The following is a 22401-nucleotide window of genomic DNA, read 5'->3' as shown; positions in this document are numbered from 1 at the left end:
GGGGAGAAATAAATAATGAGAAAACTTATATCTAAAAGAAGCAAACTATATGCTATATTGCTTGGATGCCTGATTACGATTCAGGCATCCGGCCTGATTGCATTTGCTGAAAATACAATTACGCCGACAGATGATTTTGTTGTGTCGGACCGTGATTATATCAATTTGCCGTCGGAGTGGAAAGGAAACGCTTCAGGTGACGGAATACTCCAGACAAACATTTATCCTGGTTCTGAGCCGCTAGTAAAGCGGGTAAACAATACCAATGTACTGGTATGGCTTGCAGACGATGCTTCAAGGAATTCTGTTAACAGGACAGAACTTATGTATTCTGTTCAGATTGGTGCTAGTGGGGCATGGACAGCTCCACAACCGGTTGATAATGACAATACAGCTGATTTTTATCCCAATATAGCATCTGATGGAAATGATGTGTTTGTAACCTGGCAAAATATAAATAAGGAATTTGGTGAAACTGACGCAACACTTGAAAAGCTTGCCGAAGCCAGTGAGATTAAAGTTTCAAAGTTCAACAAGGCAGCAAATAGCTTTGAAACACCGGTAAGGCTTACCACAAACAATATGCTTGATCAAACTCCTGTAGCAGCAGTATCAGGTGGAAAAGCATATGTATCATGGGTCTGCAACGATGCAAAGGATCTTTTTGGTACAAAGGGTAACAACAGTATTATGTACAGCTGCTTTGACGGATCAACATGGCAGCAGGCCAAAAAGCTGGCAGACTGTGCCGGTATCCCCATATCTATGACTTCAACAGGTTTGGGTGGAAAGCTATACCTGTCTTACTCGTTGGATGTTGATAAAAAGCTTGAAACTGTAGTTGACAGAGAAATATATTATATGATTGCCGATGCAAGTACACAAAGCGGACAAAAGCAGCTTACAAAAAATAATGTAATTGACTCAAAACCTGAGATTGTTACAAGAAATAACAAGGCATCAGTTTTCTGGTACCAGGACAAAAGGATAAAATATGTGGAAGATATAACAGCTCCGGTGACTAAAGATTTCCTTCCTGAACCCATAGACGGTTATAATGACAATTATAAGATTGTTTTAGATAATGACAGCATTTGCCTCATGTGGGCAAAGCAGGTTAATGGAAGTATAGAAGTATTCGGTGCCTTTTATGATACCGAAATAAAAGAAATGACAAACATCGTTAAGCTTACAGATACAAAGCAGATGATTGTGAGCTTTGACGCCATATATGACCAGTCGGGAGAGCTTTATGTTGTTTGCAATAAAGCAGAAAAAATAGAAAAAACTCTTGATAAAAATAAATATTACGAACAGGGCTTAAGCGATCTCTACATCACTAAGATTAGCTGGAATACCAATGGTTCTGCGGATATAGCATCAACAAAGTACAATGAGTCGGATTTCTGTCCCGGCAAGCCACTGCCCATATCATTTGATTTTAAGAATATAGGCAATAAGGCTATAAAGAAACTCACTATAGAAGCGTATGAAGGCAATCCCTTCAATGGCGGCAAAAAACTTGATCAAAGTAAGACCATAGAAACTTACATCAAGGCCGGTACTTTTAAAAATATCAGTACCAGCTTTACGCCGAAGGAAGCTAGAAAATACAATCTTTACCTAAAGGTTTTGGTAAATGATAACGCGGATATAGATATGACAGACAACATAATTTATGCAGATATGGGCTACTGTGATATATTGATTGAAAAGCTGACCGTAATGGGAAATGAAGATTCCAAAACTCTTGTAGTGACCATCAAAAATACCAGTGTTATACCTGCCAAGGATGTGAAGCTTTTTGGCAGAGAGGACTCGGAAAGCGGCAGAATCATAACAGAGAAAGGCCTCTTTACAGTGAATGCCGGCGGGAAGCAGCAAATCTTATGTTCTATCAATACAAAGGATATGAAGTTTGATAAGGATGGAGTTAAGATAATACACATTTTAACAACCACATCCAGTGAAGAGAGGTATACTTCCAACAACAATACATCATTTTTGCTTTCAAAAAAGCTTTCATCCGGCGGTAATGATAATACCGGTGACCCCAACGGAAATCAGAACGGCGGCCAAAACGGCAATGGAAATACGGGTATTCCTGGAGGGACTATTGTAATACCAGGAGACAATAAACCTTCAACAAATAAAAGCAATAATGCAAAATTGAGCAAATTAAATATCGACAAGGGTACACTAAGTCCGGCCTTTGATAAAAATACAGGGTTGTATGATCTTACACTTGACAGTGATATAAAGGATATTATAATAGATGCAACCACTGAAGATAAAAATGCTTTGCTGGCAATAGACGGTGTTGTTAAATCAAACAGTGTTACAAACTATCATATTAATGTTCCGTCTGAAAAAACAAAACTGGAAATCAGTGTAAAAGCTGAAAATGGCGAAGTTAAGACATATATAATCAATATAAAACGATCTGTTGTGAAGGATGACGGTGAAAAGCCTTCAACTGATGCCAGCGAGCTTAAAGATATCAAGAACCACTGGGCAAAGGACTATATTTTGAAACTAATAAAGCTTAGCATAATGGCAGGATATCCTGATAAGACTTTTAAGCCGGACAACAAAATAACCAGAGCTGAGGCTGCAATTGTTTTGGTTAAAATATTCAACAAAAATCCTGATAACACAAACAAACTGGCATTTAAGGACGAGGCAAAGATACCCTCATGGGCGTACGGTTATATTAAAACAGCTGTACAAATGGGATGGATAAAGGGATATACCGATAATACCTTTAAAGCTTCCAACTACATTACAAGACAGGAATTTACTGCAATGTTTGTACGTGCCATGGGATATAATGAAATAGACGTTGATAAAACTTCATTTGCAGATGATGCTAAGATAGCCTCATGGGCAAAGGGCTATGTAGGCAAGGCAGTCGAGCTTAAGTTGATTGGCGGATACCAGGATAAAACTTTCAGACCTGCAGGAAATATAACAAGAGCAGAGGTATGTGTAATTGCTCAAAAATATATTGATACCGAACCGTAAAGTAAGTTAAAAGGAGAAGTAATAAAGTCGGGTCCGAACACTACTGTGTCGGCCCGACTTTTATGATTTTGCTCAATCAAAATTCTTCTTTTTTCTCCGATCTTCCGAATATGAAGAACAATCCAAGTATAATTAGAATAACAGGAACATACAAATTATGTGCAGCAAAGGATGTAAACCTGTTGATAAACATTATCGCAAAGGAGCTGCCGCCTATTGCTGTAAGGATTCCTACAGGGATGAGCAGTCCTTTTGGCCTTCCTGAGAACAGGTACAATTGAAAAAGTCCAACAGCAACTGCCAGCGGGTAAAAAGGCCAGGTCATTCCTGAAAATCTCCAATGGGTAAAGGCTTCAAAGAAGAAAAGAAGCCCAAGTGAGGTAAGAATTCCGCCAGGTACCAACAGGCCAGGTGCTTTTTTGGTTGTAAAGTAATTGAATTCAAACACAAGGCCAAGTCCAAGAACAAACATGGGCCACATGTACATCATGCTGAATAGGTTAGTGTGGAAGAAATTATTGTATAGAAGAATGCCTCCCAGCACCAATAATGCAATTCCTAAAATGGGGTTATTTTTTTTCATTATACATCCATCCCTTCTATGAATAATTAAAGTAAATAACAATACATCGATAACATGTTATATTTTAAATTTATTGTATTCATAAATATATACGGGATGGAATTTAAAATGTCTTATAAATAGTTTAAAATAGTTAAAATTATTTTTTAGTTATTTAAAATAACTAAAATAACTTAAAATTGTTTTAAAGTATTAAATATTTAGTTCTCACAACAACAATCCGCAAGCTATTTTATTCCTGCTGACGGGCTAATGATACCATTTGGGTCGATGCGGGCACCGAAGGACAGTTGTTGCAGCTTGTTAAACAGTGCCGTCTGCTTAGGTTTATCCTTAAGAAGAACAGGGCGGTAGTTATCGATCGCACATGCTGAAACTGATGCGGTATAGGATTTATCCCTGTTAAACTTTACATTTAAAATCATTGTATCGTTTTTTATATTTGTGAATACAAAGTTGCCTAGGCTATATGCAATAAGCTTACCCTTGTAATATTCAAAGCCTTGAAGAACATGGGGGTGAGATCCTATAACAAGGTCTGCACCACTGTCAATATACTTTTTGGCTAGGTTTCTCTGATAGGTGTCGGGCTTGGTATTGCGTTCAGTACCCCAGTGAAGGTAAACCACAACTATATCGGCCTTCTTTTTTGCATTGCTAATTTCAGAAAGAAGTCTTGCAGGATTATAGGTTGTAGCAACACCGGGGCTGTTCTTTCCTGCTGCCCATTCAACCACAGGTATGACATGGCTTGACCCCAGGATGGCTACGTTAGAACCGTTTAGATTATAATACTTTGCCATACTGGCCTTATCAAGGTCATAGCCTGCACCGACATATTTAATACCTGCTTTATCCAGGTTGGTAAAAGTATCAAGCATTGCATCGGTACCAAAGTCCAGAATATGGTTGTTTGCAAGAGTAACAATATCAATTCCGGCTGAAGTAAGGGCCTCAACACTAGATGGTTTGGCACGGAAGGTGAATTGTTTGTCCTTTGCCTTGGTGCCTCTGGTGCTTATGGGACATTCAAGGTTTATCATCGAAATATCGGAAGCGGCAAGAACAGGCTTAACATCTGACAATATAAATTTTGCACCTTTTTGGCTTATGACATTTGCAACATTCCTATCAAGTAAAACATCCCCTGCAAAGGAGAGGGTAATAGTGTCTTTTTTGCTTTGGGGTGCTTTGGTAGGTACTTTTGTAGGTATAGGGGTTGGAATATTCTTTTTTGAAGGGGAATTAACACTGCTGCTCACTGCTTTCTCTGTAGGAGAGGCATTTTTATCAAAAAAAGAGCTGTTCACAGTGTAATCATACAGATAAAATATTCCTGCACACGATATTATCAAAATAATAGCTATAAAAAGTATTTTTCTCAACTAAATTCATCCTTTCCTAATAATAGGATATAATTTGTAAAAAATATAAAATAATATCAACTAGGACTATTATATAGATAAAACACAAAAGTGTAAATAATCTTGTATTTGTCGGAGCAAATAATGACAGATTCAGAAACAAGTGTTTTATGTATATATTGATTTTTATCCTGTAAAAATGTAATATAATCTGTGATAGGTAAAAAGGTGCAAGAGAATGTTAATATACTAATTATATAAAGATGGAGTGGGTATATGGATAAGTCAAATGATTTGATTAAGAAGCTTCAGGAGAATATGAATGAATTCAGTAAGGGCCAAAAGTTAATTGCGTGGTATATTATAAATCATTATGGAAAAGCTGCATATATGACAGCTGCCAAGCTTGGTGAGGATGTTGGAGTCAGTGAATCCACAGTGGTAAGGTTTGCCAACGAATTGGGATATGACGGATACCCCAAGCTCCAGAAAGTTTTGCAGGAACTGATTAAAAGCAAGCTTACTGCAGTTCAGAGACTGGAGGTTTCTTCCAATAGAATAGGTGATGAGAACATTTTAAAAAGTGTACTTAGCTCAGATATGGAAAAAATTAAAATAACTATGGAGGAGATAGACCAAAGCAGCTTTAACAATTCCGTTGAAACAATATTAAACGCAAAGAAGATATATATATTAGGGGTTAGAAGTTCAGCACCCTTGGCAAGTTTCCTAGGATTTTATTTCAATCTTATTTTTGATAATGTACGGCTTGTCCATACAACAAGTGTGAGTGAAATATTTGAACAGATTATAAATGCATCAAGCGGAGATGTTGTAATAGGTATAAGCTTCCCCAGGTATTCAAAGAGGACAATTAAGGCTATGCAGTTTGCTAAGGATCAAGGGGCGTCCGTAGTTGCGATTACCGACAGTTATGAGTCTCCTGTTGCCCAATATGCAGACAGTTCACTTATAGCAAGAAGTGATATGGCATCCTTTGCGGATTCTCTTGTAGCACCCTTAAGTGTTATAAACGCCTTGATTGTTGCGGTAGGTATGAGAAGGAAGGACTATCTTTTCAAGACATTTGAGAGACTTGAGACTATATGGGACGAGTACCAGGTTTATGAAAAGCCGGACCACGTTGAACAGTTCAGAAAAGCAGACTTTTAATAATATAATAGGAGTTACAAAATGAAAAGAAAGGTTTTTGTAGTTGGCGGCGGACCTGCTGGAATAATGGCAGCAGGGAAGGCTGCCGAGCTTGGTAATGAAGTTGTACTTTTTGAGAAAAATGACAGGCTGGGGAAAAAGATTTTAATATCGGGCAAGGGAAGGTGCAACATAACCAATAACACTGATATTGAAGGACTTATAAAAAACACTCCTGGGAACGGGAATTTTTTATACTCATCTTTCTATACCTTTTCAAACCAGGATTTGATAGCCATGCTGAACGGGCTTGGGCTTGAAACCAAGGTTGAAAGAGGAGAAAGGGTTTTCCCGGTATCGGATAGCTCAAAGGATGTTGTAGATGCCTTATGGAGATTTTTAAAAATCAAAGGCGTTAGTGTCAGGTTAAGCACCCCGATAGATAATGTAGATATTAAGGATGGGAAGGTGACTGGGGTAGTTACAAGGGATGGAAGAAAGCTTGAATGCGACTCTGTTGTAATAGCAACAGGAGGTATTTCTTATCCCGGTACAGGGTCTACCGGTGACGGATATAAGATAGCAAAGGGTTTAGGACACCATGTCATAGACCTAAAGCCTTCTCTCGTACCGCTGTTGGCAAAGGAAAAATGGGTAAAAGATCTCCAGGGCCTTTCATTAAAAAATGTTGCTATAACACTAAAAAACTCAAAGGGAAAAAAAGTATACAACGATTTTGGGGAAATGCTGTTTACTCATTTTGGGGTTTCAGGACCCCTCATCTTAAGTGCCAGCAGGCATATTTTAGATTATGATTATAAGGATGTGGTGCTTTCAATAGACCTTAAGCCTGCTTTAAATGAGGAAAAGCTTTATGACAGACTCACAAGGGATTTTGAAAAGTATTCCAGAAAGCAGTTTAAAAATGCCCTGGATGATTTGCTTCCAAGTAAAATGATACCTATAATAATTGATTTATCATCGATATCACCGGAGAAATTTGTCAATCAAATTACTCGGGAAGAAAGAAGAGGCATTGTTAAGCTTCTTAAGAATCTTGAAGTAAACATATGCGGTGCAAGGCCTATAAGTGAAGCCATTGTTACTGCAGGCGGCGTATCTACTCTTGAGATAAATCCATCAACGATGGAGTCAAAACTTGTTAAAGGGCTGTTCTTTGCGGGAGAGGTTGTAGATGTGGATGCTTATACCGGAGGCTTTAACTTGACAATTGCCTTTTCAACAGGATTTCTGGCAGGAGCAAACTGCTGATAGTATTTTTTTATTCCAATGTGCATATAATTAAATTGTTTTAAATGATTATATGATTTTCATGGAGTGTATGGAAAATGAAGATTGCAGTGTTTAAAGTAGGAAAAGGCAAGAAGAATCAGAAAAAAAGGATAAGATCAAATACGGAGAAAGCATTTGTAATAACGTTTTTTATTTTGTTTGCATCGCTAATTTTGACTCAAATATTACTGGCTGCCCCAACCACAAGAAAATTGCTTGTTAAGGATACCGAATTTGAGGGAAGCCCTATAAGGCTGGAAGAGAATCTCTTCACTGAAGGGGAGTTGGAGCTTGAGCTTCAGAATATTCAGAGGGACGAAAATCTTAATATCTTAATTAATGGGGATGAGGTAGCTGCATTTTCAAATAAGAGCATGGTATTGAGAGTGAGGGACGGAGATGTTATTGAAATAGACGGTACCAGAACCAATAACTCTGCAGTTATTAAGATTACCAAAAGCAGCAGCAACATTGAAAACAGCTGTGTGGGAAAAGAGTTCACGGTTGAATCCGAGCTTAAAAACCTAATAATGGTAAAGATATCTGAGACAACAAGCGAAAACTGATATAGGATTTGAAGTCTTACACATGCCTGTCTTTAGTATTTCATCTATGCCTAGGAAATTATAGTTATTTTAATATATAATAGGTGTTGTTTTAAAACCATTCATACTATATAATATAATAGTCAAAAAGTTTGTTAAATAAAATATTTGTAAAATATTCAAGAGAATATGAGGATAAAATGACAAAGGATGCTGAATACCCAAAGAATTATGGTAGCAAGGAGATCGCAGCAGCAGCAATTAAGATGTCTTTAACAAGTGACAGATATGAGGAAAAGGAACTGCAGTCTGAATATTTAAAGAGTGGCATTCATGCAGCTGCAGTTGATTATGGAGGGGAATTTATAACATCCATAATGAAGATTATTGAAAGAGCTGTGGTATCCTCAAAAAGGGAAGGTGTAATAACCGATTCTCATGCTGAGGAGGGAGCAGTTGCTGGAGCAGCCAGAGAAGCCTTGTCCCAAATAACAGGAAAGGCGATGGGGCTTAATGTAGGCGGTAAGATAGGTATTGCCAGATATCATGACCATATCAGTGTTGCGATATTTTTGGGCATTGGTCTTTTGCACTTGAATGAAGTAGCTATAGGTGTAGGCCATAGGGTAGTATAGGTTGTTATTTGACCTTGTAGGGCTACTCTTTAATACTGTAGGATGGGAGAATATGTATAATGGTAAGAGCATTAAGGGGTGCTACCACTGTAAAAAACAATGATTCAAATGAAATACTTGAGGAAACAAAAATCCTCTTAACTGATATAGTAGAAAAAAACAATATAAATGAAGACGATGTAATTAGCATAATATTCAGCGTAACAAAAGACTTGAATGCAGCCTTTCCTGCCGTCGCAGCGAGAAAGATGGGCTGGACAAACGTAGCACTTTTTTGTACAAATGAAATGGATGTTCCGGGAAGCCTGTCAAAATGCATTCGGGTTTTATTACATATAAATACTGAAAAGGGCAATAAGGATTTAATTCATGTGTACCTGAATGGTGCAAAGATTTTAAGGCCTGATCTTGCTGAGTAATATTCAAATCTGGGGGATACGGATGCAAAGGAACATAAGCATTGCAATAGACGGACCGGCCGGTGCAGGTAAAAGCACAATTGCCAAAATTATTTCAAAAAATATGGGTATTGTTTATTTAGATACCGGGGCCATGTACAGAACCGTTGCTTTAAAAGCTGTCAGAGACCAAATTGATACAACAGATAGGGAGTCTTTAGCGAAAATGGTTCAAGATGTGGATATAACGGTCGATTATATTGATGGGGAACAGTCCATTTATTTAAATGGAGAAGATGTTACTTCCCAAATCAGGACTCCTGAAATCTCAATAGGTGCGTCTAATGTAGCTGTTGTGCCTGAGGTTCGTATTAAAATGGTTGAATTGCAAAGGCAAATTGCTTCAAAAACAAGTGTTGTAATGGATGGCAGGGATATAGGTACCTATGTTTTACCTAAGGCCAATTTTAAGTTTTTTCTTACAGCCTCTGTTGAAGAGCGTGCTTTGAGAAGGTATAATGAGCAATTGGCCAAGGGATTTAAAGATATTAGCCTTGATAGCGTCAAAAGCGACATTGAATATCGCGATAAAAATGACAGCTCAAGGGAGTTTGCCCCCTTGGCAAAAGCAGCAGATGCTATTGAAGTAGATACCACAAGCTTATCCATCGATGAAGTGGCCCAAAGGATAGTAAGCATTATAAAAGAAAATATGTAAGTGTTTATATAATTATAAATGATTCTCGTACAAGCCGGGGGATGTTAGTTTGGAAATTATTATTGCTAAAAATGCAGGGTTTTGTTTTGGAGTGAGTAAAGCCGTAAATCTGTTGTTTGATTTATTGGATAAATCGGATGAAAAATTATATACGGTAGGTCCCATTATACATAATGATCAGGTCGTCGAGAAACTAAAAGCAAAGGGTGTTAAAGTTGTAAAGGATATATCCGAAATAAAAAATGAGGGCCAGGTAGTTATAAGGACTCATGGTGTTACACCGGAGGTATATGAAGAAATAAATAACAGAGGACTCAAGTATACTGACGCAACTTGCCCGTATGTAAAAAAAATACATAACCTTGTTAATGAAAAATACAAAGATGGTTATCAAATAATAATTATAGGAGACAGAGATCATCAGGAGGTTATAGGAATTAACGGCTGGTGTGGCAATACTGCCTTTATTGTTTATAGTGAAGAGGATGTAAAAAACATAAATACTGACAAAAAGAATATTTGTGTAGTGGCCCAAACAACTATTACTAAAGAAAGATGGGAAACTATCAATAATTTTTTAAAGAATAAATTTGAAAATGTATTAAAATTTGATACAATATGTAGTGCGACGTGTAATCGTCAAAATGAAGCGGAATATGTAGCGAAAAATGTCGACGCCATGGTTGTGATAGGCGGCAGGAACAGCTCTAATACACAAAAGCTCTACGAAATATGCAAAAAATATTGCAGTGAAACTTATCAGATTGAAACATCCGGTGATCTTCCACCGATGGATATAAAAAATATTAAAAAAATTGGTATTACCGCAGGTGCTTCAACTCCTGACTGGGTAATCAAGGAGGTTATTGGCAAAATGGAAGAATTAAATAAAGGAAATGAAATGAGTTTTAAAGAAGCTTTTGAAAGCTCTTTAGTAACTCTCAATACTGGTGATATTGTTACAGGCAAGATTATTGGCTATAACAATTCCGAAGTATTTGTTGACTTAGGGTATAAGTCTGATGGAATCATAAAAATTGAAGAGTTTACAGACGACGTTGATTTTAACCCTTCCCAGTCAATAAAAGTTGGAGATGAAGTTGAGGTTTTTATAGTAAGGGTTAATGATAAAGAAGGTGTTGTAGAGTTATCCAAAAAGAAAGTCGAATCAATGAAAGGCTGGGATGCTCTTGTTGCAGCCTTTGAAAATAAAACGCCTGTTAAGGTTAAAGTTATAGAAATCGTAAACGGTGGTGTTATATCAGCTGTAAGCGGTATAAAAATATTTATCCCTGCTTCTCAAATAAGTGACAGATATGTTAAAGAGCTTCACGGATTTTTAAAGCAGATTATGGACATCCGCATTATTGATTACAATAAGCAAAAAAGAAAATTCGTAGGTTCTGCAAGGGTTCTTCTTGAAGAAGAAAAAGCAAAAGCTGGAAGTGAGTTTTGGAGCAGTGTTGAGGTGGGTAAAAAATACGCAGGTACAGTTAAAAGCCTCATGGACTTCGGTGCATTTGTTGATATAGGCGGAGTTGACGGACTAGTACATGTTTCTGAGCTTTCGTGGAACAAGATAAAGCATCCTTCGCAAGTTTTAAAGGTTGGTGACAAAATAGAAGTAGTTATAAAAGAGTTTGATAAAGATAAGAAGAAGGTCTCTCTGGGTTATAAGAAGAATGAAGACAACCCATGGATTAAAGCTGCTAATAAATATAAGGTGGACGATATTGTAAAGGGTAAGGTTGTACGCCTAGTTCCATTTGGTGCCTTTGTTGAGCTTGATGAAGGTGTGGATGGATTGGTTCACATTTCCCAGATATCAAATGACAGGATAGGCAAGCCAGCCGATGTGCTTTCTGTTGGACAGGAAGTTGAAGCTAAGATTACTGAGTTTAGTGCTGAAAATAAGAAAATCAGCCTCAGCATAAAGGAAGTAAACCCAATTCCTGCACCAAACAAGAAGGAAGAAGTAAAGGATGAAGCAGAAGTCTCTGAAGAAGCAAAGACTGAAGAGGAATTGCCCACTGAGCACAAGGAAGAGATAAACAGTACTATTGGCGATATTATCGGCAAAATAGATGTAGACGCACAATAATGTGCCTATGAAATAAAACCTGTAGGAGCCGTTACAAAACTGCAAACTAGTTATGTAACAGCTCCTTTTTGCGTATTCCAGTTAGTTAACATAAAATAAAAAAATAATTTCTCTTAATTAGTTTATAATTTTTTCCGATAAACGATAATAAAATACATTTATGAGCTTCAAAATAATGAAAAGGATATGGTAGCAATGGAGAGAACACTTGTTATTTTAAAACCTGACGCAGTGGAAAGAAAGCTTGTAGGAGAGATAATCTCCAGGTTTGAGAAAAGAAATTTAAAAATTGTTGATATAAAGATCATTAAAATTGACAGGAAAAAGGCTGAGGAGCACTATTCACATATAAGTGACATGCCCTTCTTTAATGATATGATAGATTACATAACAATGGGAGAAGTCATAGTTATGATTTTAGAGGGCGAAAATGTCATAAAAACGGTAAGAAATATGATAGGAAAGACTAGTTGTCTTGAATCAAGTCCCGGCACTATACGGGGAGATTTTGGCTATCATAGATTTATGAACATTATCCACGCATCTGACTCTTTAGAAAGTGTTGAAAAAGAAATTTGCAGGTTTTTCGGCGATTTCTGATGTATATTGGGAAAACTTATAGCTATCTTAAGAGAAAGGGAAGATAAAAATGAATGATTACGAATGGTTTAAGGGTGAGGTGTATAAACTTTCAGGCATTGATCTTTCTTGTTATAAAGAAAAGCAAATGAAGAGAAGGATAGAGGCTCTAATAAGGAAGTACGGGATGGAGCCTTATGAAAGCTATTTGCAAGCCATAAAGGCTAAAAATGACATGTACAATGAGTTTATAAACTACCTGACTATAAATGTTTCTGAATTTTATCGAAACCCTGAGCAATGGGAAGTTCTAAAAAATGAAATACTTCCTATGATTTTAAATGTTAACAAAAAGCCCCGAATCTGGAGTGCTGCGTGTTCTACAGGAGATGAACCGTATACACTTGCAATGATTTTGAACAACTTTATTCCGTTAAATGAAATTAGAATTATAGCAACAGATATAGACCGAGAAATATTAAATAAGGCTCAAACGGGAATTTATTCAGCCAAAAGCCTTGCAGGATTGCCTAAGAACTATTTAAACGAGTATTTTACTTCAATTGGTGACACTTATCAGATAAAGGAAAGTGTAAAAAAATGTGTAGATTTTAAGCATCATAATCTTTTAAAGGATCCTTACCCGACAGATTTGGACTTGATTGTATGCAGGAATGTACTTATTTACTTTACTGAGGAAGCAAAAACAAATATCTATTATAAATTTAATGCTTCGTTAAAGCCTCATGGCGTACTTTTTGTCGGAAGTACCGAGCAAATAATAATGTCAAGTAAGTTTAACCTAAAGTCTTTGAAAACATTTTTCTATGTCAAGGAGAACCAAAACAAGTGATATAAAAAGACATAAGCCTCTACAAGCCGTTAGAGGCTTTTTTATGTCTAGGCTCCTTATGATAACATCAACATGATAGCATCAAGGTTGCAAAAAAGCAGCGGGAAATATTTTAAATCAATTAAATATTGACTAGCAAAATTATTTGTGCAATAATATACCAGTCCAAAAATTGCAATAGCTAAAAGTATGGGAAATAAAATTGAGATAAATGCTTTTAAGTACTATAATATTAAATAAACATAGAACAAAATCTCAAAGAGATTTTATAACCTTGATATAAAAAATAGTTTCAAAGATGTGAATCTTTGAAACCATTTGATTAATTGGTGCGAGAGACGGGACTTGAACCCACACAACCTTGCGGCCACTAGAACCTGAATCTAGCGCGTCTGCCAATTCCGCCACTCTCGCAAAATTAACGCACACCTATTGTACTAAATATATAAAAAAAAAGCAAGTGGAAATTTATAAATTTTTTTGGGGGAACAGATGAGAGTTGATTGGTTGGAAAATGACAGGTTTATAAACAAGGTGGATGAAATACTGGAAAAATGTATAGATAGTCTCGGGATAGAGATTATGAGCATTGTTTTGTACGGATCACGGGCAAGGGGAGATAGAAATTCACAAAATGATTACGAGTTCGTAGTTCTCGTAAATAATAATACTCCTCTCAATTCTTTTATTAAATTAACAAATGTCCTAAGAATTGAACTTTTAAGGGAGAAGTTGTTTTTGGTCAAAATACTGCTGTATACTCCGGAAATATTTGAAGAAATTTTATATTCCGATAAGGTTACAGGTACATTTTTATATATGATATGCAAAGAAAACATAATCATTTATGACAAGTTTGGTACATTCATCTCCATTAAAGAAAGGCTTGCAGTAAATAACATAAAAAAAGAAGAAGAATTTCTTAATCAATGTATTGAATTTGCAAAGATGCTTGGTTCGCAGAAGTGGGAAAGAAAATGGGAGAAGACTCTTATGCAGTACAAGTATATGAAAAAAAGAAGGGAAATTTAAGGCAAATTTATACTTAATTTTATAATAGATTTGTATATGTTTGGAATAATATAATATTGCAATATGTATGATTATTAACGCTTTAATATAAATTAAGTATCGGGAGGAAATAATGTTGAACGATAAATTGCAAGAGTATAAGAATTACATAAAAAACAAAAAGATTGCCGTGTTAGGGATTGGTGTAAGTAATGTGCCCCTTATTAAATATCTTTCGTCCATAGGCGTAGATATAACAGCATTTGACAAAGCCGATGAACAGAAGCTTGGGAGCATTGTAAAAGAGCTTGATGCATTAGGGGTTAAGTTTAGCCTGGGCGAAAACTATTTGGAAAGCCTTAAAGGCTTTGATATAGTCTTCAGAACGCCTGGAATGAGGTTTGACCTTCCCGAGCTTTTAGCTGCTAAAGAAGAGGGGGCCGAAATAACTTCAGAAATGGAAGTTTTTTTTGAGCTGTGTCCTGCAACTATTTATGCAGTTACAGGCAGTGATGGAAAAACTACCACTACCACACTTATCCATAAATTCCTGACAGAGCAGGGGTATAGATGCTGGCTTGGCGGTAATATAGGTAATCCGCTTTTAGACCGTATCGAAGAAATAGAAGAGAACCACAAGGTGGTATTGGAGCTAAGCAGCTTCCAGCTCCATACTATGAAAAGGAGCCCTAACATAGCTGTTATAACAAACATTTCGCCAAATCATCTTGATGTTCATAAATCAATGGAAGAATATGTGGAAGCCAAGAAGAACATATTAAACTTTCAGGACAGCACCGATAAGCTAATTATAAATTTCGATAATGAAATAACAAAAAGTCTCTCTAGTGAAGCAAAAGGAGAAGTTGTCTATTTCAGCAGAGTTAATGAATTGGATAATGGGGCCTTGATGAAAGACGATAATCTTGTTTACAGGAAGAATGGTATTGATACAATCATTGTGTCTGCCCATGAAATTGTCATACCGGGTGTCCATAACGTAGAGAACTATCTAGCTGCTATAGCAGCTGTTATTGATGATGTTAAACCTTCAGTTATGAAAAGGGTAGCAACAACCTTTAAGGGAGTAGAGCACAGAATAGAGCTTGTAAGAGAGATTGAGGGAGTAAAATTCTACAACGACTCCATAGCAAGCAGTCCTACAAGAACTATAGCAGGGCTTAATTCATTCAAGCAGAAAGTTATATTGATTGCTGGAGGCTACGATAAAAAGATTCCTTATGATTGCCTGGGTGAAATAATTGCAGATAAGGTTAAAGGCTTGGTTCTTATCGGGCAGACCGGTAAAAAGATCGATAAAGCGTTAAAGGACGAAATAGAAAGAACAGGTAAAGGAAGCGATATTCCTGTTGTGTATTGTGAAACGCTGGAGGATGCAGTAAACTCAGCTTCCAAGCAAGCAAAAACGGGAGATATAGTAATATTATCACCTGCAAGTGCAAGTTTTGATATGTTTAAGAACTTCGCAGAACGGGGTGAAATGTTTAAGGAAATTGTAAACGGTTTGTAATTTGGTGTTTGGCTTGCAGCTGATCTAATGACCTTAAAATGGTCATAGATCGGCTTTTTTATGTCTAGCAAATTATGGTGTATGCAACACCCCATTCCTCATGACAGTAATCAAGGTTTATGAATAGGAAATCATGATTTTAATAATGATTGTAAATCTGGGTTAATAGGTAAAACATGATTCACACATGGGCGTTATTGGTATAAAATAATGCTATAAAATTTAAATGGGAGGAATGGTTATGAAAAGAGTGTTGGCGTATCTTATGATATTTGTTTTTATTGTAGCATTGCAGCCGATGAATTCCATATGTTCCGAGGTTCAGGAAGACTATAAAATATACGGATATTTGTGTACAGATCACAAGTTAACAAATTCCGTAATGAATTCTGGATTCAGGGTATATTTGCCGAGCTGTAATATAGAAGCATATACTGATAGCAGCGGATATTTTGAAATCACCGGAAAATTCATTCCTGGGGCGGACACCAATATTTATGTAACTAAGGAACAATACCTTACAAGATATATAAGTATTAGCCCTGTAAAAAATATGATGATTGGTTCACCTCAAGTTCCATTTGAAATGTGTGCCGGTGATGTAAATAATGATAATGCTGTAAATATGTCTGATATAGTTATACTGGCATCATCATTCAATACATTAAAGGGTGATGACAAATATTCATATAAAGGCGATCTAAATTGGGATAGTGCCATAAACATGAGTGATGTGGTAATTATAGCTAAAAACTTCAATAAAACATCAGAGAGTTATATAACGCCTATGAAGTCTGAGATAACCGATATTAAAATGAAAGTTGGGGAAGTATTTGCAGTAACCAAAAGAGAAGGGGGCTCAGGTATTAAATGGAATGCAGAAATTTCCGATGATACGGTTGTGGTATTAGATAAATCAACCATTGAAAACACAGAGCCTGCTGGTGCCCCTTACACTCATACATGGGAGTTTAAGGCGTTATCGCTGGGCAATGTGATTGTGACCTTTCATTCAAACTATGTGGGAGGTATGCCTGATATATACAACATAAAGGTTGAAGGTAACCCGCAAAACAGTACACCAATCCAATCAAGCAGTACACCAACCAAGCCGTCAGATACACCAAGCCCATCAGCATCGCCAATCCCCAGTGCAGTGGACCATTCTATGCTGACTCCATATTCGGACTGTAATATAGTTCCCGGACAAAATACTATATTCTGTCCTACATTCCAAATGGCCTGGGACGGTCTGAAAAAGGATGCTGGCGGTGACGTGGTATTAGAAGGCAAACCCCCGCTTGCCGATATTCTCAATAAGGGGTTTGATTGGTCAAACTCACTAACTGAAGATAGTTATGTTGCTATATCAGGTATTGGTGACAATATGGTAGAACAAATTAAAAACAATCTTAAGTCCAAGTTCGGTGATGACGCTCCTGAAGTTGAATCTATAGGTCCTGGGGGATACATATCCTGTGCATTTTTGCTGAAAAAAATGAAATTTGCAAAGTCATTTGAAGACACACGTCCTATTTTCTTTAGCTCAAATGGTGAAACTACTCAGGTAGCGTCTTTTGGAATAGAAAACGGATCTAAAAGGTATAATGATCTTTCCAGTCAGGTTAGCATATATGATTATAAAAACGACAATGATTTTATAGTTAAGTTATTACCGGAAGACACAAATGAAGAAATAATTCTTGCAAAGGTTGCACCAGGTGAAACCCTCAATAAAACATATGCAGAAATAATGGAAAGGATAAAAAAATCAACGCCGGAAAGCTTACGATTCACTGAATCCATAGCAATACCTGAAGTGAATTTGAATATTGAAGGAGAATATTCTGATTTGCATAAAAGAATTTTTAATCAAGCTTTATATGACTATAAGATTACAAAAGCATATCAGAATGTAAAATTTAAACTGAACAAGGATGGAGTAAAACTTGCTTCAGAAGCAATTATACTTGCAACGCCTTCTGCTATCATGAATAAAAAGAACTTGGTGTTTGACAAACAATTTTTGATATGCCTTAAACAGAAGGATGCACAAAATCCATATCTTTTAATCTGGATTGATAATCCAGGGGTTTTGGTAAATAAATAAGCGATTGTACTTTCCTAGAAATTAAAAAGATCAGTTCAATGAACTGATCTTTTTTAGTGGAGGGAGATGGATTCGAACCATCGAAGTCAGCGACAACAGATTTACAGTCTGCCCCCTTTGGCCACTCGGGAACCCCTCCATATGGTGCCCAGAGCCGGAATCGAACCAGCGACACGTGGATTTTCAGTCCACTGCTCTACCGACTGAGCTATCTGGGCTTATTAAATGTCAACTTTTTATAAGGTATAAACCAAACGATTTATATTTCTGCTTATGTATTAAAGCAAGTGGGCCTTCAGGGACTCGAACCCCGGACCAACCGGTTATGAGCCGGTTGCTCTAACCAACTGAGCTAAAGGCCCTCAAAAAAGTCACATGTGTTAGTATAGTAGAAAATAGCTATTTCGTCAAGAGAAATTTAAATAAATTTATTATTTTTTTTAATTATAAGTCAATAATTGCATATTTTTTAAAACAATGCTAATATTAAAATCGATCAATATTTATATTTGCTTGTCGCAAATATAGAATACTTTTCTACTGAAGTTTCAACGAGGTGAAAAATGGATTATAAAGATATATTAAAGGAATTGGTATCAATAACGGCTGTTTCAGGCTTTGAACAAGCTTCCGCTGAAAGAATAAAGGGTATTATGGAAGGGAAATGTGACGAGGCTTCAATTGACAGCTTTTTTAATGTTATAGGGATTAGAAGAGGTACCGGGGATAATCCTAAGAAAATAATAATAACAGCTCACTATGATGAAATAGGTTTTCTGGTTAAGAGCATTGATGATAAGGGATTTATAAAATTAACAAATATGGGTGGAATTGACCCTAAACTTCTATTAGCACAAGAGGTTGTTATTCACGGCAAAAAGGATATAGTCGGTATAATAGGTGCAAAGCCGCCCCACCTGTTAAAGCCGGAAGAAGCAAAGAAGGCGGTTAAACTGGAGGATTTATCGGTTGATACAGGCCTGGGTAAGGAGGAATTAAGGAAAATTGTATCCATTGGAGATACAGCTACATTAATGGTTCCATTATTGGAACTTGAAGGAAATAAAATTAGTTCCAAGTCTTTGGATAATAGAAGCGGAGTAGCTGCAATGATTGGAATTATGAACGAGATTTCAGGTATCAAGCTGAAAAACGATGTTTTCTTTGTAGCCACTACCCAGGAGGAGGTTGGATTGAGAGGAGTGCAGGTATCATCCTACGCAATTGCTCCTGATGCAGCAGTGGTTATAGATGCATGTCATGGTGATATGCCGGAATGCCCTAAAGAGTCCATTTATCCACTTGGTAAAGGACCGGCAATAGGTCTTGGTCCAAACCTTCACAGAATTTTGACCGGAAAATTGTTCAAAATAGCTAAAGACAACGATATTCCACACCAGACCGATATAGAGCCTGATAACACCGGAACAGAGGCTTGGGCACTGCAAGTGTCAAGATCAGGGATTCCAACTGTGCTAGTCTCCATACCATTAAGATATATGCATACAGGAACGGAAACCTTAAGTATTTCGGATGTGGAAAACACCGTTAAGCTGGTTAAGGCGTTCTTAACAGCTTTAGATGACGGGATGGAGGGGATTTTGTGATATTAAAAGAGCTGACTGAGTTAAACGGAATTTCCGGCAGCGAGTACAATGTTATGGAATTTATAAAAAGTCATGTAGAAAAATATGCAGATAATATACAAGTAGATTCAATGGGTAATCTCATTGCTTTTAAAAAAGGGATTAAGGGCAAATATAAGGTCATGCTTTCAGCCCATATGGATGAAGTAGGATTAATGGTGACAGGTTATCAAGATGGCATGCTTAAGTTTAAGAATGTTGGAGGCCTTGATGATAGAATACTTCCAGGAAAAAGAGTTCTGGTAGGTGACAAGCGTTTACCCGGCATAATCGGTGTTAAACCCATTCACTTGCAGGAAAGAGATGAACGGGGCGTAAATATTAAGCTTAAAAGCATGTATGTAGATATAGGTGCTGACAAGAAGGAGGAAGCTGAAGTACTTGCTCCTTTAGGAGAATATATCGCTTTTCACAGCGAGTACACCGAACTTGGGAATGACGTTGTTAAAGCAAAAGCATTGGATGATAGGGTAGGCTGTGCCATTCTTATGGAGTTGATCAAAGAAAAATATGACTTTGATTTATATGTTTGTTTTACTGTGCAGGAGGAGGTGGGCCTTAGAGGCTCCGAAGTAGCTGCATACAGGATAAAACCACATCTTGCTCTTGTTATGGAGGGCACTACATGTTCAGATGTCCCGGGAGTTGAGGAACACAGTTACTCATCAACATTGGGCGGTGGTGCGGTTCTTACCATCATGGACAGAACTTCATACTCAGATAAAGCTTTAGTTAATTATTTATATAAGCTTGGTGAAGAAAACAATATAAAGGTTCAATTTAAAAGGACTACAACAGGCGGTAATGATGCAGGGAAAATCCAGCTTACGGGATCGGGTGTGAAGGTTGCTTCAATCTCGGTTCCATGCAGGTATATTCATTCACCTGTTTCAGTAATGAGCAAGAGGGATTATAACTCCTGCCTTGAGCTTGCAAAGCTGGCATTAAATGAATTTAACAGTGATGAAATTATAGGTAGATTAATTGATTTTAAAACAGGTGAAAATTAATTTATTTTTTATCATCCTTATACAGAATATCGGAGGTAAAAGCATGTTTGAGCTTATAAAAAGTTTGACCGAAAAGTTTGGTGTATCGGGCAATGAGGAAGAAATCAGAGAGTTTATAAAGGGCAGGATAGAAAAATACGTAGACAATATAGAGGTTGATGCATTGGGAAACCTCATTGCAACTAAAAAAGGTAAGGGAAAGAAGATCATGGTTGCAGCACATATGGATGAAATTGGTGTTATGGCAACTCATATAGATGACAAAGGCTTTGTAAGGTTCTCAAATATAGGGTGGGTATCTGCAAATTATGCACTTGGGCAGAGAGTAAGGTTTGGAAGCGGTACTTATGGAACTGTGTTTTATGAAGAAAAGCTTGAAGATCTAAAGGGACTAAAGCTTTCCAATATGTATATAGATATTGGTGCTAAAGACAAGGCTGACGCACAAAGCAAGGTTAAAATAGGAGATACTGCTGCTTTCTGCGGAGATGCTTTAATTTCAGGAGATATGGTAATATCAAAAGCCCTCGATGACAGATCGGGATGTGCGGTTTTGATCAAGACAATAGAAAATCTGCCAAAGACTGATAATGAGATATATTTTGTGTTTACGGTCCAGGAGGAATTAGGGCTAAGAGGTGCAAAGACCGCAGCCTACAAGCTGCTTCCGGATTTTGCTATTGCCGTTGATGTTACACTTACAGGAGATACGCCTGATTGTAAGCCCATGGAAGTAAAATGTGGAAAGGGACCTGCTATAAAAATTAAAGACAGATCAGTCATATGCCACAATACTGTAAAAAAGCTTTTGGAAGAATCGGCACAAAAACTTAGTATTCCGTATCAGTTTGAAATACTTGAAAGCGGAGGAAGTGATCCGGGAGCTATCCACGTTACGGCAGGAGGTATTCCGTCCGGTGCAATATCCATTCCATGCAGGTATACTCACAGCCCATCGGAGATGGTTTCATTAACAGATATGGAGGATGCTGTAAAGCTATTAACCCAGAGTTTGATTTTTTAAAACCGGTTATTATTAAATAAAGATAGATAGACAAGTCGTTTTTGACTTGTCTATTTATAGATGAAGGGCTAATTTCATATTGCAAGTGTTTATTGACACATTTTATTACTGTATTCAGGAGAAGTTAGCCTATCATAATAACATCTGACTTGGCCAACCCAGTCTTCAAATGTCTCTTTCCAGAATACACTGTTGAAGAAATCTGTTATTGACTGTTGATCCTGAGGATTAAACCTGATAATGGTAAAAGGATCTGCACCCTGTTCCAATACACCACCAAAGACACTATTCGTGCTGACTCCCTCCTCTACAAGTATCATAACGGGAAGCCCACGTTGGTATGCCATTGCGGTTTCAATCTGTATATATGGGCTGCTTAACCAAAAATTTTCAAAGGTTTGCTGCTGTGGTGTGCAAAGCCTGGATATTGCTTCTGTAACAAAAACTCGCCGGAAAGCAATGGTCATGAACCCAAAACTACTTAGCATCATACGCCTTATACCAGTTAATGGAGTTTCGGTATATTGATCGGTTCTACCAAGAGTTCTTGGAAAAAGCAAACGATCCTTGATTTCTTCAATTACCCGGTTTAAAAATTCTTGCTGCAAGCTGTTATATGGTGTTGCATAGCTAAGAAATACAGGAATTTTGTATACTGGGTTGGATGCTTCTTCTAGTGAATTTGAAAGTGTATAATATACATTTTCGACGTTTTTTGCCGAGTCTGTATCCTCTAAGTGGTTCATGGAGTAGTATTCATCCATTTATATCGCCTTCCTCGTAAATTAATAAAGTTTTGAAGTTTCTTATGACAACAAACAAGG

19 protein-coding genes and 4 tRNA genes are annotated in these 22401 nt (G+C 37.0%); 16 read left to right on the top strand and 7 right to left on the bottom strand.

Translation table 11 applies throughout. The annotated features are described in order from the left end of the window. Positions 1–15: 15 nt before the first annotated feature. Positions 16–3024, top strand: coding sequence for an S-layer homology domain-containing protein (locus tag VIO64_RS14955; protein WP_331919637.1), 3009 nt, complete (start codon positions 16–18; stop codon positions 3022–3024). 76 nt (positions 3025–3100) lie between these two features. Here VIO64_RS14955 and VIO64_RS14950 read toward each other — a convergent pair whose 3' ends face one another. Together VIO64_RS14950 and VIO64_RS14945 are read right to left on the bottom strand one after the other, a co-directional pair. Further along, positions 3101–3607, bottom strand: coding sequence for a hypothetical protein (locus VIO64_RS14950; protein ID WP_331919635.1), 507 nt, complete (start codon positions 3605–3607; stop codon positions 3101–3103). Between the two features lie 227 nt (positions 3608–3834). Then, complete coding sequence (locus VIO64_RS14945) at positions 3835–4992, bottom strand: CapA family protein (protein ID WP_331919633.1); 1158 nt, start codon at positions 4990–4992, stop codon at positions 3835–3837. Between the two features lie 255 nt (positions 4993–5247). Here VIO64_RS14945 and VIO64_RS14940 point away from each other — a divergent pair, with 255 nt between their 5' ends. The 9 genes from VIO64_RS14940 to VIO64_RS14900 all read left to right on the top strand — a co-directional run bounded on the left by VIO64_RS14940 (position 5248) and on the right by VIO64_RS14900 (position 13245). Further along, a complete protein-coding gene (locus VIO64_RS14940; protein WP_331919631.1) occupies positions 5248–6144 on the top strand; it encodes a MurR/RpiR family transcriptional regulator in 897 nt (298 codons plus the stop codon). 21 nt (positions 6145–6165) lie between these two features. Continuing rightward, positions 6166–7395 carry an NAD(P)/FAD-dependent oxidoreductase gene (locus VIO64_RS14935; RefSeq protein WP_331919629.1) on the top strand — a complete coding sequence of 410 codons (1230 nt, stop codon included), beginning with the start codon at positions 6166–6168 and terminating at the stop codon, positions 7393–7395. 77 nt (positions 7396–7472) lie between these two features. After that, positions 7473–7982 carry a hypothetical protein gene (locus VIO64_RS14930; RefSeq protein WP_331919627.1) on the top strand — a complete coding sequence of 170 codons (510 nt, stop codon included), beginning with the start codon at positions 7473–7475 and terminating at the stop codon, positions 7980–7982. A gap of 179 nt (positions 7983–8161) precedes the next feature. Next, positions 8162–8596: a HutP family protein gene (locus VIO64_RS14925; RefSeq protein WP_331919625.1), complete on the top strand. Its 435-nt coding sequence runs from the start codon at positions 8162–8164 to the stop codon at positions 8594–8596. Between the two features lie 59 nt (positions 8597–8655). Then, positions 8656–9015 (top strand): chorismate mutase, encoded by a 360-nt coding sequence (aroH, locus tag VIO64_RS14920; protein ID WP_331919623.1) that lies wholly within the window; start codon positions 8656–8658, stop codon positions 9013–9015. A 22-nt stretch (positions 9016–9037) separates the two neighbouring features. Then, positions 9038–9712 (top strand): (d)CMP kinase, encoded by a 675-nt coding sequence (gene cmk, locus VIO64_RS14915; RefSeq protein ID WP_331919621.1) that lies wholly within the window; start codon positions 9038–9040, stop codon positions 9710–9712. A 49-nt stretch (positions 9713–9761) separates the two neighbouring features. Continuing rightward, positions 9762–11813, top strand: coding sequence for a bifunctional 4-hydroxy-3-methylbut-2-enyl diphosphate reductase/30S ribosomal protein S1 (locus VIO64_RS14910; RefSeq protein WP_331919619.1), 2052 nt, complete (start codon positions 9762–9764; stop codon positions 11811–11813). A 195-nt stretch (positions 11814–12008) separates the two neighbouring features. After that, on the top strand, positions 12009–12413 hold the full coding sequence (gene ndk / locus VIO64_RS14905; protein ID WP_331919617.1) for a nucleoside-diphosphate kinase: 405 nt from the start codon (positions 12009–12011) through the stop codon (positions 12411–12413). Positions 12414–12462: 49 nt separating this feature from the next. Beyond that, positions 12463–13245: a protein-glutamate O-methyltransferase CheR gene (locus tag VIO64_RS14900; RefSeq protein WP_331919615.1), complete on the top strand. Its 783-nt coding sequence runs from the start codon at positions 12463–12465 to the stop codon at positions 13243–13245. A gap of 327 nt (positions 13246–13572) precedes the next feature. On the opposite strand, the gene VIO64_RS14895 is transcribed toward VIO64_RS14900, so the two are convergent. Beyond that, a tRNA-Leu gene (locus VIO64_RS14895) sits at positions 13573–13659 on the bottom strand. Positions 13660–13737: 78 nt separating this feature from the next. Between VIO64_RS14895 and VIO64_RS14890 the strand changes: the two genes are divergently transcribed. The 3 genes from VIO64_RS14890 (at position 13738) to VIO64_RS14880 (ending at position 17897) form a co-directional block, all read left to right on the top strand. After that, positions 13738–14277 (top strand): nucleotidyltransferase domain-containing protein, encoded by a 540-nt coding sequence (locus tag VIO64_RS14890; RefSeq protein WP_331919613.1) that lies wholly within the window; start codon positions 13738–13740, stop codon positions 14275–14277. Positions 14278–14392: 115 nt separating this feature from the next. Next, a complete protein-coding gene (gene murD / locus VIO64_RS14885; RefSeq protein WP_331919788.1) occupies positions 14393–15787 on the top strand; it encodes a UDP-N-acetylmuramoyl-L-alanine--D-glutamate ligase in 1395 nt (464 codons plus the stop codon). Between the two features lie 241 nt (positions 15788–16028). Then, the gene (locus tag VIO64_RS14880; protein ID WP_331919611.1) at positions 16029–17897 is read left to right on the top strand and encodes a dockerin type I domain-containing protein; all 1869 of its coding nucleotides are present in this window, start codon (positions 16029–16031) and stop codon (positions 17895–17897) included. Positions 17898–17954: 57 nt separating this feature from the next. On the opposite strand, the gene VIO64_RS14875 is transcribed toward VIO64_RS14880, so the two are convergent. The 3 genes from VIO64_RS14875 to VIO64_RS14865 all read right to left on the bottom strand — a co-directional run bounded on the left by VIO64_RS14875 (position 17955) and on the right by VIO64_RS14865 (position 18259). Further along, positions 17955–18036, bottom strand: a tRNA-Tyr gene (locus VIO64_RS14875). Between the two features lie 3 nt (positions 18037–18039). Continuing rightward, positions 18040–18115 (bottom strand) — tRNA-Phe (locus VIO64_RS14870). A 70-nt stretch (positions 18116–18185) separates the two neighbouring features. Then, positions 18186–18259: transfer RNA gene (locus VIO64_RS14865), tRNA-Ile, on the bottom strand. 201 nt (positions 18260–18460) lie between these two features. Here VIO64_RS14865 and VIO64_RS14860 point away from each other — a divergent pair. From VIO64_RS14860 to VIO64_RS14850, 3 genes are read left to right on the top strand one after another with little or no spacing between them, the layout of a single operon-like run. Further along, a complete protein-coding gene (locus VIO64_RS14860; protein WP_331919609.1) occupies positions 18461–19504 on the top strand; it encodes a M42 family peptidase in 1044 nt (347 codons plus the stop codon). Next, a complete protein-coding gene (locus tag VIO64_RS14855; RefSeq protein ID WP_331919607.1) occupies positions 19501–20553 on the top strand; it encodes a M42 family metallopeptidase in 1053 nt (350 codons plus the stop codon). The genes VIO64_RS14860 and VIO64_RS14855 overlap by 4 nt, the downstream gene beginning before the upstream one ends. A 43-nt stretch (positions 20554–20596) precedes the next feature. Beyond that, positions 20597–21577, top strand: coding sequence for a M42 family metallopeptidase (locus VIO64_RS14850; RefSeq protein WP_331919605.1), 981 nt, complete (start codon positions 20597–20599; stop codon positions 21575–21577). An 89-nt stretch (positions 21578–21666) separates the two neighbouring features. On the opposite strand, the gene VIO64_RS14845 is transcribed toward VIO64_RS14850, so the two are convergent. Further along, positions 21667–22341, bottom strand: a complete 675-nt coding sequence (locus VIO64_RS14845; protein ID WP_331919603.1) for a hypothetical protein — start codon at positions 22339–22341, stop codon at positions 21667–21669. Positions 22342–22401: the final 60 nt, after the last annotated feature.

It is taken from the genome of Pseudobacteroides sp., assembly GCF_036567765.1.
Taxonomy (GTDB): Bacteria; Bacillota; Clostridia; order Acetivibrionales; family DSM-2933; genus Pseudobacteroides.
The sequence above is the reverse complement of the archived record's forward strand: the minus strand, read 5'-3'. Positions and strand labels throughout refer to the sequence as shown.

What these genes read in the sequence shown, in the direction of transcription:
- VIO64_RS14845 (WP_331919603.1), bottom strand. Translation starts at nt 22,341, where the DNA reads ATGGATGAATACTACTCCATGAACCACTTAGAGGATACAGACTCGGCA.
- VIO64_RS14955 (WP_331919637.1), top strand. Translation starts at nt 16, where the DNA reads ATGAGAAAACTTATATCTAAAAGAAGCAAACTATATGCTATATTGCTT.
- VIO64_RS14925 (WP_331919625.1), top strand. Translation starts at nt 8,162, where the DNA reads ATGACAAAGGATGCTGAATACCCAAAGAATTATGGTAGCAAGGAGATC.
- VIO64_RS14940 (WP_331919631.1), top strand. Translation starts at nt 5,248, where the DNA reads ATGGATAAGTCAAATGATTTGATTAAGAAGCTTCAGGAGAATATGAAT.
- ndk (WP_331919617.1), top strand. Translation starts at nt 12,009, where the DNA reads ATGGAGAGAACACTTGTTATTTTAAAACCTGACGCAGTGGAAAGAAAG.
- VIO64_RS14930 (WP_331919627.1), top strand. Translation starts at nt 7,473, where the DNA reads ATGAAGATTGCAGTGTTTAAAGTAGGAAAAGGCAAGAAGAATCAGAAA.
- VIO64_RS14850 (WP_331919605.1), top strand. Translation starts at nt 20,597, where the DNA reads ATGTTTGAGCTTATAAAAAGTTTGACCGAAAAGTTTGGTGTATCGGGC.
- VIO64_RS14900 (WP_331919615.1), top strand. Translation starts at nt 12,463, where the DNA reads ATGAATGATTACGAATGGTTTAAGGGTGAGGTGTATAAACTTTCAGGC.
- cmk (WP_331919621.1), top strand. Translation starts at nt 9,038, where the DNA reads ATGCAAAGGAACATAAGCATTGCAATAGACGGACCGGCCGGTGCAGGT.
- VIO64_RS14880 (WP_331919611.1), top strand. Translation starts at nt 16,029, where the DNA reads ATGAAAAGAGTGTTGGCGTATCTTATGATATTTGTTTTTATTGTAGCA.
- VIO64_RS14950 (WP_331919635.1), bottom strand. Translation starts at nt 3,607, where the DNA reads ATGAAAAAAAATAACCCCATTTTAGGAATTGCATTATTGGTGCTGGGA.
- aroH (WP_331919623.1), top strand. Translation starts at nt 8,656, where the DNA reads ATGGTAAGAGCATTAAGGGGTGCTACCACTGTAAAAAACAATGATTCA.
- VIO64_RS14890 (WP_331919613.1), top strand. Translation starts at nt 13,738, where the DNA reads ATGAGAGTTGATTGGTTGGAAAATGACAGGTTTATAAACAAGGTGGAT.
- VIO64_RS14935 (WP_331919629.1), top strand. Translation starts at nt 6,166, where the DNA reads ATGAAAAGAAAGGTTTTTGTAGTTGGCGGCGGACCTGCTGGAATAATG.
- VIO64_RS14860 (WP_331919609.1), top strand. Translation starts at nt 18,461, where the DNA reads ATGGATTATAAAGATATATTAAAGGAATTGGTATCAATAACGGCTGTT.